A 16,136-nucleotide genomic window follows, 5' to 3' on the forward strand; every position below is an offset into this window, starting at 1 on the left:
GTTACCTTTGAGTTAGTTTGATGCAGGTGTTTAGGCAAGATGCTGTTGTTATCAAAAAAGCTATGCAAGCTGTAGCAAGGCAAAGAAAATAAATTGCACAACTAATAAGGCTGGAGCCGTAATGTTCTGATGTTTAAATTTGAAAAGCTCAAATATACCCAGGAATAAGGCGCTTACTCCAAACCACCCTAAATAGTTTTTTAATGGCGGGTTAAGATCTACCCAACTCCAGTAATCAAATTTAATAGCTACGGGTTCAATGAGCAGGTCTAAACATACAAGTACTATTGCACCAACGAGCATACGTAACGCAACGGTAGGAATTTTTAAATACTTTAGTAGAACTCCGGTTGCATAAACCAGTAAAAACCAGTTCACGCCAATCATTAACGGTATGTCGAAAACCTTGGTGCCTAAGGTGTGTCCATAATCATAATCTCCGAAAATAATATTGGTGTGTACGCCAATCCATTCGGCAGTAAAGCCCCCTGTAAATATAAGCGCGGCAAAAGCCCAGAATTTGCCCTCTCGCCAGTTTTCATGGTTAATAATTACTACGGCCAGCATAAGTAGCAAATGGAACGGCACAAGCCGCAAAAACATAGACCTGAACGGAGTAATGAAAAAACCAAGTAAGCCTACCGCATGAAATAATATGATTACAGCAACCGACGCCGAGCTTTTACTCATTTTCATACATTGCGGCCTTTCCAAACTGTTTTTCGGGTTAAATGAGTTTGTATGGCATTAATGCCTATGATGAGCAGGGTTAACATTTGTACAGGGTGAAGCAATATGTTGTAAAGGGCATTCTGACCGGATGATAAAGAGATCATCATGCGGCTCAAAATGATTAAGCCGCACATGAAAATAATTAATGGCAGGTTAAGGGTTGATATTATTACCAAAGGACCACCAATTACAAAAAGCAGATAGAATATAAAACCTATGATACTGTAATTAAACGGAGCCAGGAAGTTTTTGCTAAAGCCTTTAACCGCATCAGTATAATTGGTATACATACGGCAGGTAATCAGGCCGTTTGCCAGCAAACTCTCGCCCTTATATTTGGCAGCCTTAATGTATTTCATTAATTCAACGTCTTCTACTACACGGTCTTTTACAACTTCATGCCATTGGTTTTGGCGGTATATATCAGCATCAAACATCATAAATTGCCCGCTTGCAGCTGCAAACGACGGGTTTTTTGATATATAAATCAAACGAACCGGCAACAGGTTGAGCAGCAAATAATGCATTAACGGAACCGTGCAATATTCACCAAGTGATAGCATCTCCTGGTTAGTAAATAGGCTGAACAGGGCAAGGTTCTTAGCTTTTATCCTGTGAACGGCGCTGTTTATTAAGTCGTCATATACCTTTTCATCAGCATCTAAAAAAAGCAAGAAGCGGCCGCGGGCCAATTTGGCTAACTGGTGGCATGCAAAGTTTTTTCCTAACCAACCCTTTAGTAAAGCTTGCCCTTTTACTACCCTGAATTGCGGGTAATTGGCTGCAAACTGCTCGCACAACTCAAAAGTGCGGTCGGTAGAGTCATCATCCAAAACAATTACTTCGTAGTTGGTATACTCCTGCTGCGCAATTGATTTTAACAGCGTAATAATGTTGTTTTCTTCGTTTCGGGCAGGTATAAGTATGGAAACCAAATCGGTTTGTAAACGGTTTATGCGCCTTATTTTAGGGTCGGAAATAAAATTGAACAAGGTGACAACAAAGCGCAGTATCAGGAAGATGAAGATGATAGAAAGAACAATAATCACTTTATACTATAATTTGAGTTTGTTGCGCTTTTGCCTGTTGATAATGTTGTTGAAATACTGGTTTTAAGTCGTCAACATGGTCAATACCTTCGTCATGGCGTTGAACATAAACGTTTACAGATGGCTTTTTGTGCGAAAAATATTCAATAAATGTTGCAGCAAATACATACTGAAACTTACCTGCTGCCTGCTTTATCACTCGGCCTAAACCCCGTTCAAAGTGAATATCGTCTATAAAGTTGGAGTAAAGCCTTGCCTGCGGAAATACCAGCACAAGATTGCTTGGATCATTTAGCAGCTCGGCTGTAAACTGCAGCGACTCCAGCATTGACCTGGAATTCTTAACAACTGAAAATGCACCCATATACTTTAAAAAGAAAACCTTTCTTACAGTATCCTCCAGTATCATGATATGAAACTTTTTTTTGATGAGGAGGTGATTAAGCCAGTACAGTAAAAAACCGTCCCACCAACCAAAGTGATTGGCAAGTAAAAGCACCGATTTATTGGCATCAATACTAACTTCGTTAAAGTTGAATGCCTTAAAGTTGCGGCTAATGATATACCCAATATAACGGTGAAAGAAACCGGTTATTAATTTGTTTTTTTTAGGATATATCATGGTTGCGGCAATATAGCAACGCCAGTTAGCATATCAAATTTATGCATGGTATTTATAAGTGATATGATTGCTGTACTAATGCTCAACGTTTACCTGGTTAGCTAATGCTTGTTTATGAAAAGTATTAATATTTTCAACCAATTGATTGAATGGTATTTCGCCGGCAACGCCACAATCAAACAGGTGTATGAAGGCTGATGGTTTTAAACTCTCAAAATAATCAATAAGCACGCATGAGTATACAATTTGACATGGGCCTTTAACGTGTTTTATCAAACGTTCAATCCCCTTTTCAATTGATATGCTTGTGGCATGATTGGATACAAGCTCGCCTTGCGGAAATACTACCACCAGGTTTTCGGGCGTATTCAGTAAATCGGCAGCATAGTGTAATGATTTGAGCATTTCACGGGTGCCTTTCTCAATGGAAAAACCACCAAAAAGATTAAAGAGCATCCGCTTTTCTAAATGATCATGCTGCATCATAATGTACAGCTTACGTTTTAAGTGATAGTACGCCAGGTAGTTGCCAAAGAAGCCATCCCACCAGCTAAAGTGGTTGCATAGCAGTAAAACGGAGTGGCCGGGCTTAGGCTCAAACGGTAAAACCACCACCCGGTTAAATGCCTTGTACATGCGGTAGCGCATATACCTGGCAAACCAGTTGCTGAATAAATTTACGCGCCTTGCAGGTATCATAATTTGTAATTTACCAGGTGTTCGTCCAATTGAGAGGTAACCAGCCAATGCCCCAACGGCACCTCATGTACTAAAGGGTTGTTTAGCCGTTGTATAAAATCAGCCGCCGAGCTTTTAGGAAACAACATATCATGCTTGCCAAATATCAGGTGGCACTTTATATTATGCCGGTTAATTTCATCTGTAACTTTAACTATGTTAGGCTGCAACTGTTTTATAAGGTTTAGCGTGTAATATACATCAAGCCTTTTTTGGGGTGTATCCATTTCACTATAGGCTATTTTATAAAGGCTGTCATCTATAAAACGTACCCTGCGCAAACCTTTAAGTACTCCCGGTGCCAGCCAGTTGCTTTTAGTCACCGTTTTAAACAGGAGCTTCCCTGCCGCGTTATGCATTAAAAAATTAAATCCTTTGTATACCGAAAGTCCATCAGGAGCCATCAGTATTACTTCATCAATCCATTCTGCAAATTCTTCAATAAGCACCAGTGCCAAATTAGCGCCTATGGAGTAGGCCATAAGGCTTATGCGCTGGTGGCCATGTTGTTTAAACCACTCCTCAAGATAGGCGCGCATCATGTTTTTGGGCATACCCGCCAAAATTTGCTGTTCGCTCCAACCGCTTATTTGGGTTTTACCATGAAAAAAATGATCGAAGCTATAAACCCTATAGTCGGTTAAAATTGATTTTTGCAACACTTCAAACTGCCGTCCGGTCATGCCATAGCCATGAAAAGCCAGCATTGGTTTGGCACCGGTGCCGTACTCGTGGTAATGAACTTGCCCTAATCCGGGTAGATTTAAAAATGCCATAAACAGGCAATATTAAATATAATTTTGGATTTTGCTGGTTGTTTGTCTTTCGGTTACTGGTTAAAGCAATTTAATGAATGGTAAGTGAGCCTTAATCTACCCATTCACTTACAATTTTTGCCGATAGCAAGGCCAGGGGTATACCACCACCCGGGTGCACGCTGCCCCCGCAAAAATACAGGTTGCTTATTTTTGATGAACGATTGGCATGACGCAAAAATGCAGCAAAGCGGTTATTAGAGCTGGTGCCATACAGTGAGCCTTGGTAAGAAGATGTACGGCTTTCAATAAGCCGTGGATCAAGAATGCTTTCAGTAGCAATAAACTCTTCAATATTATCGCCCAATTGTGCTGATAGTTTTTGTATGATGTAGATGCGCGCCTCAGCAATAAGCTTGTCCCAATTTTGGCCCGTATTAGCCGGTACGTTGATCATCACAAACCAGTTTTCGCAGCCGCCCGGTGCATCAGCTTCTTCATACTTTGAACTAATGTTAACGTAAACTGTAGGATCATTAAAAATGGTTTGTTGCTTCCATATGGCATCAAATTCTGCCTTGTAATTGGCACTGAAAAAAATGTTATGCAAATCAAGCTGCTCAAATTTTTTTTGAATTCCCCAATAGAAAATCAAGGCTGAGCTGCTGCGCTCCTGGCTTAAAATATTTGATGGAAACAGCTGAGGGTGCTGTTTGAGCAACTTACGGTAAGTAAACCAAACATCCATGTTTGATATCACTATATCTGCTGCAACAAAGCTGCTATTTACAATTACGCCCGTTGCTTTGTTGTTTTTAAGCACAATCTCATCAACAGGAGAATTGTAGTTGAATTGAACACCAAGGTCCTGAGCCAAATTCACCAGGCTTGCCGTAATACTGTACATGCCACCCTTTGGAAAGTAGGCACCAAAATGCTGTTCTAAATGTGGAATTACGTTTAGCGTAGCGGGGGCATCGTAAGGGTTTGAACCGTTATAAGTTGCATAGCGGTTATAAAACTGCACCAGCCGCTCGTCATTAAAAAAATGCTCGTTGGCCTTGCTCATGCTGCGCAGCGCATCTATTTGAAACAGCCTTAAAATAGACTGAAGTGTTTTGCTGTTTAGATAGGTTTGCAAACGGTGCAACGACTGTTCGAGAAAAACATGATTAGTAACCTTGTATATACGCGCACTGTTACGGTTATAGCTATACACGGCTCCCTTAGGCTCACCGGTTTTTTGATTTACCTCGGCAGCAAATTTATCCTGATCGGCATATGCGTTAATATGTGTACCATCGGGGTAAAAGTAACGGCAAACAACATCAAGCTTTTGGTATGTAAAATAATCGGCCGGGTTTTTACCTGCCAGTTTAAAAAGCTCATCAACATATTGCGGCATGGTAAACAAGCTTGGCCCGGCATCAAAGCGGTAGCCATGTTGCTCAAACTCCGATAGCTTGCCACCAGCATAGGCATTGCCTTCAAACACCTTTACGTTAAATCCTTTTAAAGCCAGCCTTATAGCCGTGCCAATACCGGCAATGCCCGCACCGATAACTAAAGCGTCAGATTTCTGCATGCGCCGTTTACCTTACCCTTGTTTGGGCCATTTCGTTATCAATAGCACGCAAAAAATCATTGCTATGCTGCGAGCCTATTATGTATATAAGCCCATCACGGTCGGTTAAATGGATGGCCTCGCTGCCTGCTGTGTAAAAGCGGATAGTTCCTTTGCTGTGCAGGTTGTAAACCGGGTTGTTAACCAGGTAGCGACTGTATTGGCCCTTTTCGGCCTTAACTATACTGTTGAGGTCTATTTTTACAAGTTTGGTGGTCCACAAGCCGTTAAGCAATATGCTGCCGTTTTGTACCCTTGTGGTAAAGTGTACAACAAAGCCTAAAATTACTGATATAATTACAATGGCAAACCCAACCACAACCAGTAAATCGGCGTTACGCTCATTGGTATCGGTGAAAAAGAAAATAGCAAAGCACAGCATAGCCAGTACCAGTCTTATGCTTACCGGTATCCATTCGCGCCCCAGGTATTGCTTTTCAATATAAACCGGTTTTACTTCTGTCATTTTACTTTATAATAGTTCGAAGATAGCAACTTTTTTAGTTTGAGGCGTTACTTTATAACGGTCGTCAAGCCTGTAACCGGCTATCCATATCAGTTCGCCGTTGCCGTTAATTAAAACGGGTATAGACTGCTTTTGATGTAGCGGCACTTTTTGGTTGATGAAAAAATCACTGAGCTTTTTGCGCCCTTTCATGCCCAGCGGATAAAAATAATCTCCTTCATGCCAGTGCCTTAGGGTAAGCGGATAAACAAGGAGCCCGGCATCTGTAAGTGTAATAGTTTTACTTGACGGGAACGGAGTTTGATAAGTATCGTAGGTGATTTTTACGGTGCTTGTATTATAACTCACTTCATGATCTTCTTCATGAATTGAAACTAAATCATGCCCCACCTTTTTTTGAGGCGATATAATAAGTTCATTACGGTTTAAAATAACAAAGTGAGAAGTCGATTCAAAAATGCGCCCGCTGTGTTTATCCAAAGAACTGATGATGTTGTCAACGGCGGTGTCGTTAAAATTGTAATCTTTTAACAAAGCCGATAGCAGAAGCTTTTGAGGAAATAGTTGCTTTACAGCATCAATAGAGATATGAGTATCTGCACCATTTAGTTTGCAGTGTTGCTTTTTGAAACTTTCAACCTGCTGAATAAGCAGCTGTTCTAATTCACGAAAATAAGCCACATTGCGCTCAAAGGTTTGTTCGAGGCCTGGGTTAAGTTCCAGCAGTTTGGGCACAACCTCATGCCTTATTTTATTGCGTGCATACTTGGTTGATGCGTTTGAACTGTCTTCAACATAATGAAGTTTATTTTGCTCAACAAGGGCAGCTATTTCGGCCCGGTTGAGGAATAACATAGGCCTTACCAGGTAATTATTGCGTGGTAAAATTCCATGCAGGCCGGCAATACCGGTACCGCGTGTAAGGTTCAACAATATAGTTTCAATTGTATCGTTTTGGTGATGTGCCAGCGCAATGGCATCATAGCCAAACTGTTGACGCACTTGCTCAAACCATTGATAACGAAGCTCGCGGGCTGCCATTTGAATAGACAGCTTTTGACTGTTGGCGTAAGCTTGTGTGTCAAAGTTTACGGTATGAAATTGCACACCGAGGTTTAACGCCAGCTGCCTGCAAAATTGCTGATCGGCATCGGCCTCGCCTCCGCGCAGTTGAAAATTGCAATGTGCAATAGCAAACATAAAGCCGGCCTGCTTAAGCATATGTACAAGCAGCACCGAGTCCATACCGCCGCTTACAGCAGCCAGTATACGGCTATTGGCGGTAAAAAGCTGGTTTTGATCAATAAAAGCACATAAACGTTGTACCGGCAGCATAGCCAAAATTATTAATTTAATAAGCGCATCCAAACAGCTAATTTTGTAGCGTGAGAAAATATCTCTTTACATACGTCCTCTTATTGCTGGCTGTTGCCGCAACTGCACAGCGAAGAGCTAAACCTTCAATTGTCAGAATATTAAGTTCAACCGGAACCGTTGGTGTGAAAATCAATGGTGAGGATGTAGTAAAGATATATAACGGCGTTTTTTTACATGAAGGTACCACGCTCAGGTCAGATAGTTCTTACCTGTACAAAACCCGTAACTCGTTTGATGCTTTTGGTAATGTAAACATTAACCAGGGTGATACGCTCAATGTTTATGGAGATAAACTGTATTACAATGGTAATACGCACGTTGCCTTGGTTACCAACAACGTTCGTATGGTAGACCGTGATGCTACCCTTACCACTAATTATCTTACTTATAATACCGCCACAAAAATAGGCACCTATACAGGCGGAGGAAAACTGGTTAACAAAGACAATACGCTTACCAGTAAAAACGGCTATTATTTTTCAGGTTCGCGTGATGCTTATTTTAGGTACGATGTGGTGCTTACCACGGTTGATGCGCTGATAAAAACGGATACGCTACGCTATAACTCGGGTACCCGTATATCCTATTTTTACGGGCCAACGCACATTTACGGTAAAGATAAAGATACTTTGTACACCGAGCGAGGCGAGTACCACACCATTACCGAACAGGCCTTTTTCAGTAAAAACAACATCTATACCCAAACATCCAAGTATTTAAAAGGCGATAGCTTGTTTTATGATAGATTGAAAGGTTACGGGCGTGCAGTACGCAGGGTAACATTTAATGATAATGAGCAAAAAGTAACCATAAAAGGCCAGTTGGGTACTTTTTACCGTTCCGAAGACAGGGCAGTAGTTACGCAAAACCCGTACGTAATGATGGTTACGGAAGATAAAGACACTTCTAAAACTGATACCGTTGCCCCGCAGGCCGTTGTAGCCAAGAAGGATAAAACCGCAGTTGTGAAAAAAGACACGGTTGTTTCGAAAACCAAACCTGTTGATGCCAAAGCCGAGAATGGAAGTGCTGCCGCAACCGCTGCTGTTGACTCAGTAACTGTAAAGCCTGCACCCAAAATTAAACGGGATACACTTTATTGGGGAGCAGATACCCTGGAAACACGTATTGTAACTTATAAAACTTTGCGGCAGTTGCAGGAAAAAATGCGTTTGGCCGGAATTAAAGATACATCCACGGCAGATAAGCCGGCAACTGTAAGGAAAGCTCCGCTTAAGTTATCAACCGTAAAAAATCTTATTCCTATGCCTCCGGCGGGTTTGAAGATGGATACCAGCTTCTTTAAGTCTAACTATTTTGGAAAGCCTAAAGTGCCGCGCGTTGACAGTGCTAAACTAAAAAAAGCCCTAGCCGATTCATTATCAAAGAAAGCCGCTAAAGATACCAGCGCAAAAAAGGTTGCTTCGCCGCCAAAGGTTGTACGCCCCGATTCGGTTTACCTGCAACGCAAGTTTGATTTGAAAGATACCGCACGTATACGCATTCTTACCGCGCATCATAACGCAAAAATATTTAAGTCTGATTTGCAGGCCAAAGCCGACTCCATGTTTTATAGTTATGCCGACTCAACCATGCGCATGTTTGTTGAGCCTATTATATGGACGCAGGGTTCCCAAATTTCGGGCGACACTATATATTTTCAGCTTAAAAATAAAAAGCTCGACAATATGGACGTTTGGCCACGTGCACTTACCGTAAATGTGGAGGGCACTGATTCGGCGTACTTTAACCAGGTGGCCGGGAAGAAAATGAGGGGCTTTTTTGTAAGCAATAAACTGCAGCGGCTGTTTGTTGATGGTAACGCCGAAACTATTTATTTTAACCGCGACAGTACCAAACAGGTTACCGAAATGATGCGCTCGGTAAGCAGCCGTATAAGGGTTAATTTTAAAGATAATAAAGCGCAAAACGTTACGCTGTTTACCAAAGTTGGCCAGGATATTTACCCAATTGAAAAAGCCACAGAAGACGACAAGATTTTAAAAGGCTTTTTATGGAAACCAAAGGAGCGGCCAGCAAGCAAAGAGGCCATTATATCGCCACCCAAAGTAAAGGCTGTTTTGCCTGTTAAAAAGAGTGCTGCAAAAGCACCAACTGCCGGTAAGAAACCAGCATCGGCAGTTACCACTAAAAAGGCAACTCCACCTGATTCATCTGCAAAGCAAAGAGTTACACCGGATTCTTCTGTAGTAAATGGCAGGCCAATGCGTGCAGATACGTCAAACACGCCATCGGTGCGTGATACGGTAATTAAAGGCAAGCCTGCTGTAACTCAACCGGTAAATCCGCCGGCAGATAGTACAAGGAAAAAATTGCTAAGAGATACGTCGGCTATATTAAACAAGCCTAAACGGCAGTAATAGAACAACCGATGATGGAATGAAAGGGCCGCCGTATCAACTACGGTACCCTTATCCAGTCTTGCTTTTCAAAGTCGTATTGTTTAATGATTTTAGCAGGATTACCTGCTGCAACCGAAAACGGAGGAACATTTTTAGTAATCACCGCGTTGGCCGCAACCACACTGTGCTTTCCAATGGTTACTCCTGATGTAATTACGGCATTGGCTGCTATCCAGCAGTCGTCTTCTATAACAATGGGGTTGGTTAGTATTTTTTGAGCGTGTATAGGTATGGTTACGTCCCTATACTCGTGGTTTAGTGCGCTTACAACTATGTTTTGAGCCATAATTACATTGTTGCCAATGTTTACCGGGCCAATTATTACGTTGCTCATGCCTATAAGGCTGTTATCGCCAATAATTACATCGCCTACGCCGTTGTTGATGGTGCAAAAGTCTTCAATGGTTGAGTTTTTGCCCATTACAAACTTGTTAAACGGCAATACATCAATACGGGTACGTCGCCTTATTTTGGAGCCGCTTCCTTTTTTATGCAAAAACGGATTCAAAAACCACTTAACCCATAACCTGGGTGCGGCTTCTCCTTTAGGTATAAGCATGCGGTGTACCGCTTTTTTAAGCGATGGATTGTCTTTTATTTTATCTTTAAGCGACATACGCTTTTTACGTTTTATATCAGCGTTAATTTAATGAACGGGTAGGCTATTTTTTATAAAGTACATCGTAAGTCCACCGGGCAAGTTTAACCTGCAGGTATACGTAACGTAGCGCAAGTGCCACCGGATTTTTGCTTTCACGCCAGCTGGCCCTGTTCATGGTGCTTGGCTCATCGGCCGAGTTTTTCTGGTAAAATAAGTCGTTGAACTTTTCAAAAAACAAGCCTCTTCCCTTGTTTTGAATAAACGACTTAGCCATACGATATTCTGTTATATCACCTTTAACACCTTCAGCATAGCGACCAAACTTTTCAAAGAAGCTACTCCGCCGCAAATGCGGGTGGTCACTGTAAACGTAAAACTTGAGGTGATTATTAAACCATAATTGAGGTTTAAATAACATTTCAACAAATCCCTTACCATATGGCTTGGTGTATGGGTAACTAAAGTAAGCGTAAAAGCGGGCTATATCCAAGCCCTTGTCGGCTTCCATATAGTTAAATGCATCCCGTAAATGGTCGGCAAAGCCGGGCTTTGGTTCAAAATCTTCCTGAACGTAAAGGGTATATGGTGTAGTAACGGCGTCTTGCCCCTTATTAATATTATTACCCAGTCCTTTGTTTACGGGCGTAGTTACTAAGTTGTAACCATACTCGGCTTGCATTTGATGTAAGCGCTCCAAATGTTCGGGCTTGCTGCAATCGTCAGATACCACTATGCCTCCAAAGCTTATTTGCTGCTTGCGGAAAGTGCCGAGCAGCCGCTCAAGTGATTGGCTTCGGCTGTAATGTGTAATCATTAAGGTAACTTCTGCGAAGTGTTTTACGTTTACATCCATAAATTAAGCTAATATGCTAATAATGTTCTGTTGTTACAGGCACTTTGTTTGCTTTGCTTAGTGCATTGTACGTTATATGTGGCTAAAAGTTATTACCCTGATTAAAAACAAACACTTCCTGTCGCTGGCGGGTAATGTCATCATGTCGGGCCTTGCGCTCGTTACCATGGTGCTCATCTACCATGCGCTATCTGTAACTGATGCAGGTATTTGGGTGTTTTTTCAGTCAGTGTTAATATTGGTCGATACCTTTCGTTCGGGGTTCCTTACTACTGCATTCATTAAATTTTATGCAGGTGCCACACCTGGCCGCAAGGTAGAGGTGGCGGGTTCGGCATGGTGGATTGGGATACTCATTACAGGGATATTATTACTCGCCAACATACCGGCATATTTTGCAGCCCCTTACATAGATGATTACAGCCTTGTTTTATTTTGCAAGTGGTTTGGTATAAGTTACCTGTTATCATTACCCTGGTTTATGGCTACCTGCATTTTACAGGGCGAGCAACGGTTTGATCAGTTGTTATACGTGCGCCTGGTAAACCAGCTCACGTTTATGGGCGGTATACTATTTATTTACTTTAACCATACCATCAGCGTAACAGGGGTGTTGTATGCTTATCTGGCATCTAACATCATTACCAGCATTTACGTACTGGCTATGGGGTGGACACGCCTGCGCAGTATTACTCACCGCACAAGCACCATAATTTCGCAAATAATCAATTTTGGAAAATACAGTTTAGGTACAACGCTTAGTTCAAACCTCTTTAGAACGTCAGATACCTTTGTAATTAACTTTTTGCTGAACAAGCAGGCGGTGGCTATTTATAACCTTGGCCAAACGCTTATGCAATTGGTTGAAATTCCGCTTCGAAGTTTTGCAGCTACCGCAATGCCCGAATTATCAGTTGCTTATAACCAAAACAATCCAATTTCCGTAATAAGCACTATGAAGAAATATACCGGAACTATAAGCGTGGTACTTGTACCACTGGTTATTGCCGGTTGTTTGGTGGCCGATTGGCCTATAAACCTTATTGGCGGCCATAAGTACATGGGTACCGACGCTGCAAATGTATTCCGAATCTTTTTAACGTTTGCGTTGTTGTACCCGTTAGATCGCTTTTTTGCGCTTACACTTGACGTTATTCATTTGCCTAAAGTTAACTTTTATAAGGTGTTGGTAATGCTGGCAGCCAACTTAATTTTCGACTGGTTGGGCGTAAAGCTTTTAGGCAGCATATACGGTATTGCTATAGCAACAGTGGTGCCTGTACTTGTAGGAACTGTAATTGGCTATAAATCCCTGAACAAATATTGCCCGTTTAATATATGGAGTGTTTATTCTGCAGGTTACCGGCAGGTTAAAAGCTGGATTAGTTTAATTACAGGAAGTAAGCGATCAATACAATTGTTATAATTAATTGAACTCCCATACATCGTGTTTGTAAGACATATAAACCAACGGACAGAAAGTTCCATGAGAATAGCGCATCTGATATTGGCTCATAACAATCCACAGCATCTTGAGCTGCTTGTTAAGCGGTTGAGCTATGGTGAGGATGCTATTTTTATTCATATTGATAAAAAGGTCGATTTAATTGCCTTTAAACATCTTGAAGCATACCCTAATGTAGTTTTTGTTAAAAACCGTGTTAAGGTGGGGTGGGGAGCTTACAGCATTGTTGAAGCTACTTTAAGTGGATTTAAAGAAATTCTGGCTGCCAACTTAAACTTTGATGTGGTTAATTTGCTTAGCGGTTGTGATTATCCGTTAAAGACGCCCCAACTTTACCACCAGTTTTTGCAAAGCAATAAGGGTAAAATTTTTATGGAGTTTGAGCTGATGCATTCTAACTGGAAGGAAGCATTGTGCCGTATAGAACGTTATCATTTAACCAACTACGAGTTTAAGGGTAAGTATGCGCTCCAAAATATATTGAATAGAATTTTACCTAAGCGCCGCCTGCCTGGTAATATGGTGCCTGTGGGTAGGTCACAATGGTTCACCGCTCCGGCTGAGTGTATTAAATACTTAGTTGATTTTATGGATAGCACCCCGGGCTTTAAGCGCTTTATTGAACATACCTGGGCACCAGATGAGTTTGTATTTCAAACTATTTTATACAACTCACCATACCGTGCGCAAATGGTAAATGATAATTTGCGTTACATTGATTGGTCTGAAGGGAAGCCAAGCCCTAAAACTTTTACTATTGCTGATAAGGAAAAGCTGCTTTGCTGTGATAAGCTGTTTGCCCGTAAGTTTGATGCAGCAAACCACAGCAACGTTATACAGGCAATTGATGATCAGTTAGACAATAAGGGCGAGCAACTATCTGTGATATCAGCTTAGCTTAATACGGGCACAAAATAAGTTGGTAGGTTTATGGTAATGGTAAGTAAACTCATCGGCTGCTTTTGTAATTATAAGCAAACCCAAATGCTCTGCAAGCTGGTTTACATCCAGTTGAAATGTTAAGTTTTCTTTGCAATAAAAACTTACAGTGTGGTCCTCTTTTTTTACGGCATAAAGTAAGTGCATAGCATCAGAACTTACCATAAGTTGCGTGTTCTTCTTTTCAATCTCCGTCACCAAATCAAATGGCTTGCCATCATCTTTTTTGCTGATGTATAAGTGATTGTCTTTTAAACCAACCTCTAAGGCGCTTTCCTCAGTACCTGAATGCTTTACTGCGTTGTTGAGTAATTCGGCTATTATAAATTTAGCCCTCAGTTTTACAGCTCTTGATAAACCGTGCGTAGCAAGCAGGCTGTCAAGGTAATCAAGCATTTGCTTTGAGCAAGCGCTTATACCCGATGCCTGATTATTAAATATGAACGACTGCGAGGCTGTCATAAAAAGGTTTACAATAGTGAAGCTTTGGCTTCCTGCTCGTTGTTATATAACTTAAAAACCTTGTCGAGTCTAATGAGTTTTAATAAATCTTCAATATCTTTTTGCAAGGCAATTAATACCACATCACACTGCATGGCAATGGCATGCTTAAGGCCCGCAACCAATGCACCCAAAAATGAACTATCAACATAAGTAACCTTTCCTAAATCAAACCATATGCTCTTTTTTTTGAGGTTCAGGAGTGTTATCAACTCATCTTTAAAATCATCGGCATGGCTAAGGTTGGCTTCGGTAAGGTTAAGCTGTACCAATACATGGCCTGGCTCTTCTTTAACAATGTTAAACATATATGGTAGGTTTACTTATTTGTATAATGCTGCTATCATCAACCAATGTGGTTGATTGTTGTAAGCGATTTTTCAAATCGCCGAAAGACTTGCCGTTGTTAAGCAAGGTTTCAAGTTCTTTAGCAAATAACGCATAATCGCTTTTTTTGCTTTCATCAGTAGCAAAATCAATCAGCCCATCTGTGAAAACAAATAACTGATCGCCTTCTGCTAAAATAATTTCGGTGTTGGAGTAGCTGTTGTGCGGCATTAAGCCTAATAACAACCCCGACGAGCCAACCTGACTTAGTTTGTGGGTTTGGGCATGGTAGTGGAGCAAAGGCAAATCGCCCGCACCTGAATAATTGAGCACGCCGGTGTGTTTATCTACCTTGATGAGTGATACTCCCGATAATATATCGCGCAAGCCGTCGTCATCGCAAATTACCTCGTTTATCTTATTCAAAATAGCCGCCCCGGTTTCATCATGCCCTGATACGCCAAAGCGTACTGCTGCCCTTATGTAACTAAGGTAAGTGAACGTGTAAAACCAGGCTTTCCATTTTTTTCCCATAATATCACCCAAAATGATGAATAAAGAATTGGGTGTATCGATAAAATCTATAAAGTCTCCGCCCGGTATATCCTGATAGTCGCGGTGCCAAAAATCAATGTGCAGGCCGTTAATAACAGGTGCCTTATCGGGCACAGCCTTAATGTTTAACGCCGCAACGGTCTTCTTAATTTCAAGTTCTGATAGTTCGCGCTGCTTGCTTACGGTATGTAACAGGTTGTTTATCTTAGCAACAATAACATCAACCGGTGTTCCCTTTGATACATAATCAATGGCCTGTAAGCCAAAGCTTTTGTACATTACATCATCACCCTCAAAGCCGGTTAAAAACATAAACGGAATGTCGCGCAGTCGCTCATCGGCTAGTACCTGCTGTCTGAATTCGAGGCCGTTCATACCCGGCATTTCATAATCAGATACAATGACGTCTGGCGATTTATCTTTAAGGTAATCAAGCGCGTGCGGAGCATCAGGAGACGAGCTGCAGTTAAAGCCCGATTTGGTAAATGCTTTAACCAATAGCTTTAAAAACAAAGGGTTATCATCAACCAACAAAACAGATTTTGATGCGCCTGCAGCCATTACTTATCAGTACTGAGTTTTTTATAGATAGATTTGACCAGTAAATATACGCCCGAAAGAATAATTAATAATGAAATAACATCCATTAAGGTAACTCCATCATCGGGGTTGAAGTAAAAAATGGTGAACATTTCAAAATACGGCGGTGCAGGCATTATAATCATGGCAAAGCCTAATGTTATAAGTACCAGGCCTATTAAAAACAAAACGGTTTTGGCAATGCGCTCGCCACGCAGGTATTTTTTTGACATGGTACTGTCAACCTCGTGGCTGGCCAGCATAACGCTAAATTCATCAAGCATATTAGCGCGGTCATTGGCTGTGTTAACCCTTATATGCTTAAATGCATCAATATTATCTCTGAAGTTTATGGTAGCGGGTAATGCATCATTTACACGTTGCTTAACCTGCTTGGCTTTTTCGCTGTCAATATCACTTTGAGCAAGCAAGGCCAGCAATTCGTCGAGCTTGGCATCAATAGCCGCATTGTTGCCTGCTGCCTGTTGCAGCTGCTCAACCTCTTTTTTTATATTTTCGTGCTTACTCAA

The 16,136-nt window shown here is 41.4% G+C and carries 17 protein-coding genes; 3 read left to right on the plus strand and 14 right to left on the minus strand.

Going from position 1 to position 16,136, the window contains the following annotated elements; genetic code table 11:
- Positions 1-60 precede the first annotated feature (60 nt).
- From GO816_RS06220 to tilS, 8 genes are all read right to left on the minus strand, one after another.
- Complete coding sequence (locus GO816_RS06220) at positions 61-696, minus strand: carotenoid biosynthesis protein (protein ID WP_157540488.1); 636 nt, start codon at positions 694-696, stop codon at positions 61-63.
- Entirely contained in the window at positions 693-1,781 is a 1,089-nt protein-coding gene (locus GO816_RS06225) for a glycosyltransferase (RefSeq protein WP_317163598.1), read from the minus strand. The genes GO816_RS06220 and GO816_RS06225 overlap by 4 nt, the downstream gene beginning before the upstream one ends.
- A gap of 1 nt (position 1,782) precedes the next feature.
- The gene (locus tag GO816_RS06230) at positions 1,783-2,403 is read right to left on the minus strand and encodes a 1-acyl-sn-glycerol-3-phosphate acyltransferase (protein ID WP_157540489.1); all 621 of its coding nucleotides are present in this window, start codon (positions 2,401-2,403) and stop codon (positions 1,783-1,785) included.
- A gap of 75 nt (positions 2,404-2,478) precedes the next feature.
- Positions 2,479-3,102, minus strand: a complete 624-nt coding sequence (locus GO816_RS06235) for a lysophospholipid acyltransferase family protein (protein WP_157540490.1) — start codon at positions 3,100-3,102, stop codon at positions 2,479-2,481.
- Positions 3,099-3,917: an alpha/beta fold hydrolase gene (locus GO816_RS06240; RefSeq protein WP_157540491.1), complete on the minus strand. Its 819-nt coding sequence runs from the start codon at positions 3,915-3,917 to the stop codon at positions 3,099-3,101. Before GO816_RS06240 ends, GO816_RS06235 begins: the two co-directional genes overlap by 4 nt.
- Positions 3,918-4,008: 91 nt before the next feature.
- Positions 4,009-5,481: a 1-hydroxycarotenoid 3,4-desaturase CrtD gene (gene crtD / locus GO816_RS06245; protein ID WP_157540492.1), complete on the minus strand. Its 1,473-nt coding sequence runs from the start codon at positions 5,479-5,481 to the stop codon at positions 4,009-4,011.
- Positions 5,482-5,488: 7 nt separating this feature from the next.
- Complete coding sequence (locus GO816_RS06250; RefSeq protein WP_157540493.1) at positions 5,489-5,986, minus strand: hypothetical protein; 498 nt, start codon at positions 5,984-5,986, stop codon at positions 5,489-5,491.
- 6 nt (positions 5,987-5,992) lie between these two features.
- A complete protein-coding gene (gene tilS / locus GO816_RS06255) occupies positions 5,993-7,354 on the minus strand; it encodes a tRNA lysidine(34) synthetase TilS (protein WP_232336506.1) in 1,362 nt (453 codons plus the stop codon).
- Between the two features lie 17 nt (positions 7,355-7,371).
- Here tilS and GO816_RS06260 point away from each other — a divergent pair, with 17 nt between their 5' ends.
- Positions 7,372-9,744: an OstA-like protein gene (locus tag GO816_RS06260; protein ID WP_157540494.1), complete on the plus strand. Its 2,373-nt coding sequence runs from the start codon at positions 7,372-7,374 to the stop codon at positions 9,742-9,744.
- A 40-nt stretch (positions 9,745-9,784) separates the two neighbouring features.
- On the opposite strand, the gene GO816_RS06265 is transcribed toward GO816_RS06260, so the two are convergent.
- Entirely contained in the window at positions 9,785-10,402 is a 618-nt protein-coding gene (locus tag GO816_RS06265; protein ID WP_157540495.1) for an acyltransferase, read from the minus strand.
- Positions 10,403-10,448: 46 nt separating this feature from the next.
- Complete coding sequence (locus GO816_RS06270) at positions 10,449-11,240, minus strand: glycosyltransferase (protein WP_157540496.1); 792 nt, start codon at positions 11,238-11,240, stop codon at positions 10,449-10,451.
- Positions 11,241-11,316: 76 nt separating this feature from the next.
- On the opposite strand from GO816_RS06270, the gene GO816_RS06275 reads away from it, so the two are divergent.
- Together GO816_RS06275 and GO816_RS06280 are read left to right on the plus strand one after the other, a co-directional pair.
- A complete protein-coding gene (locus GO816_RS06275) occupies positions 11,317-12,666 on the plus strand; it encodes an oligosaccharide flippase family protein (RefSeq protein WP_157540497.1) in 1,350 nt (449 codons plus the stop codon).
- A gap of 60 nt (positions 12,667-12,726) precedes the next feature.
- Entirely contained in the window at positions 12,727-13,602 is an 876-nt protein-coding gene (locus GO816_RS06280; RefSeq protein WP_157540498.1) for a beta-1,6-N-acetylglucosaminyltransferase, read from the plus strand.
- Here the strand turns inward: GO816_RS06280 and GO816_RS06285 are convergent.
- The 4 genes from GO816_RS06285 to GO816_RS06300 are packed head-to-tail and all read right to left on the minus strand — an operon-like array spanning position 13,594 to position 16,136.
- Positions 13,594-14,106, minus strand: coding sequence for an ATP-binding protein (locus GO816_RS06285; protein ID WP_157540499.1), 513 nt, complete (start codon positions 14,104-14,106; stop codon positions 13,594-13,596). The two genes, GO816_RS06280 and GO816_RS06285, sit on opposite strands and share 9 nt — an antisense overlap.
- A gap of 8 nt (positions 14,107-14,114) precedes the next feature.
- On the minus strand, positions 14,115-14,453 hold the full coding sequence (locus GO816_RS06290) for an STAS domain-containing protein (RefSeq protein ID WP_157540500.1): 339 nt from the start codon (positions 14,451-14,453) through the stop codon (positions 14,115-14,117).
- Positions 14,446-15,588, minus strand: a complete 1,143-nt coding sequence (locus GO816_RS06295) for a fused response regulator/phosphatase (protein WP_157540501.1) — start codon at positions 15,586-15,588, stop codon at positions 14,446-14,448. Before GO816_RS06295 ends, GO816_RS06290 begins: the two co-directional genes overlap by 8 nt.
- Positions 15,588-16,136 (minus strand): hypothetical protein, encoded by a 549-nt coding sequence (locus tag GO816_RS06300; protein ID WP_157540502.1) that lies wholly within the window; start codon positions 16,134-16,136, stop codon positions 15,588-15,590. The genes GO816_RS06295 and GO816_RS06300 overlap by 1 nt, the downstream gene beginning before the upstream one ends.

The organism is Mucilaginibacter aquatilis (assembly GCF_009755275.1).
Classification (GTDB): Bacteria; Bacteroidota; Bacteroidia; order Sphingobacteriales; family Sphingobacteriaceae; genus Mucilaginibacter; species Mucilaginibacter aquatilis.

Excerpts from the sequence above, each read along its gene's own strand:
- GO816_RS06270 (WP_157540496.1), bottom strand. The coding sequence starts at position 11,240 with ATGGATGTAAACGTAAAACACTTCGCAGAAGTTACCTTAATGATTACA.
- GO816_RS06235 (WP_157540490.1), bottom strand. The coding sequence starts at position 3,102 with ATGATACCTGCAAGGCGCGTAAATTTATTCAGCAACTGGTTTGCCAGG.
- GO816_RS06250 (WP_157540493.1), bottom strand. The coding sequence starts at position 5,986 with ATGACAGAAGTAAAACCGGTTTATATTGAAAAGCAATACCTGGGGCGC.
- GO816_RS06290 (WP_157540500.1), bottom strand. The coding sequence starts at position 14,453 with ATGTTTAACATTGTTAAAGAAGAGCCAGGCCATGTATTGGTACAGCTT.
- GO816_RS06240 (WP_157540491.1), bottom strand. The coding sequence starts at position 3,917 with ATGGCATTTTTAAATCTACCCGGATTAGGGCAAGTTCATTACCACGAG.
- GO816_RS06230 (WP_157540489.1), bottom strand. The coding sequence starts at position 2,403 with ATGATATATCCTAAAAAAAACAAATTAATAACCGGTTTCTTTCACCGT.
- GO816_RS06285 (WP_157540499.1), bottom strand. The coding sequence starts at position 14,106 with ATGACAGCCTCGCAGTCGTTCATATTTAATAATCAGGCATCGGGTATA.
- GO816_RS06265 (WP_157540495.1), bottom strand. The coding sequence starts at position 10,402 with ATGTCGCTTAAAGATAAAATAAAAGACAATCCATCGCTTAAAAAAGCG.
- crtD (WP_157540492.1), bottom strand. The coding sequence starts at position 5,481 with ATGCAGAAATCTGACGCTTTAGTTATCGGTGCGGGCATTGCCGGTATT.
- GO816_RS06280 (WP_157540498.1), top strand. The coding sequence starts at position 12,727 with ATGAGAATAGCGCATCTGATATTGGCTCATAACAATCCACAGCATCTT.
- GO816_RS06275 (WP_157540497.1), top strand. The coding sequence starts at position 11,317 with ATGTGGCTAAAAGTTATTACCCTGATTAAAAACAAACACTTCCTGTCG.
- GO816_RS06295 (WP_157540501.1), bottom strand. The coding sequence starts at position 15,588 with ATGGCTGCAGGCGCATCAAAATCTGTTTTGTTGGTTGATGATAACCCT.
- GO816_RS06220 (WP_157540488.1), bottom strand. The coding sequence starts at position 696 with ATGAAAATGAGTAAAAGCTCGGCGTCGGTTGCTGTAATCATATTATTT.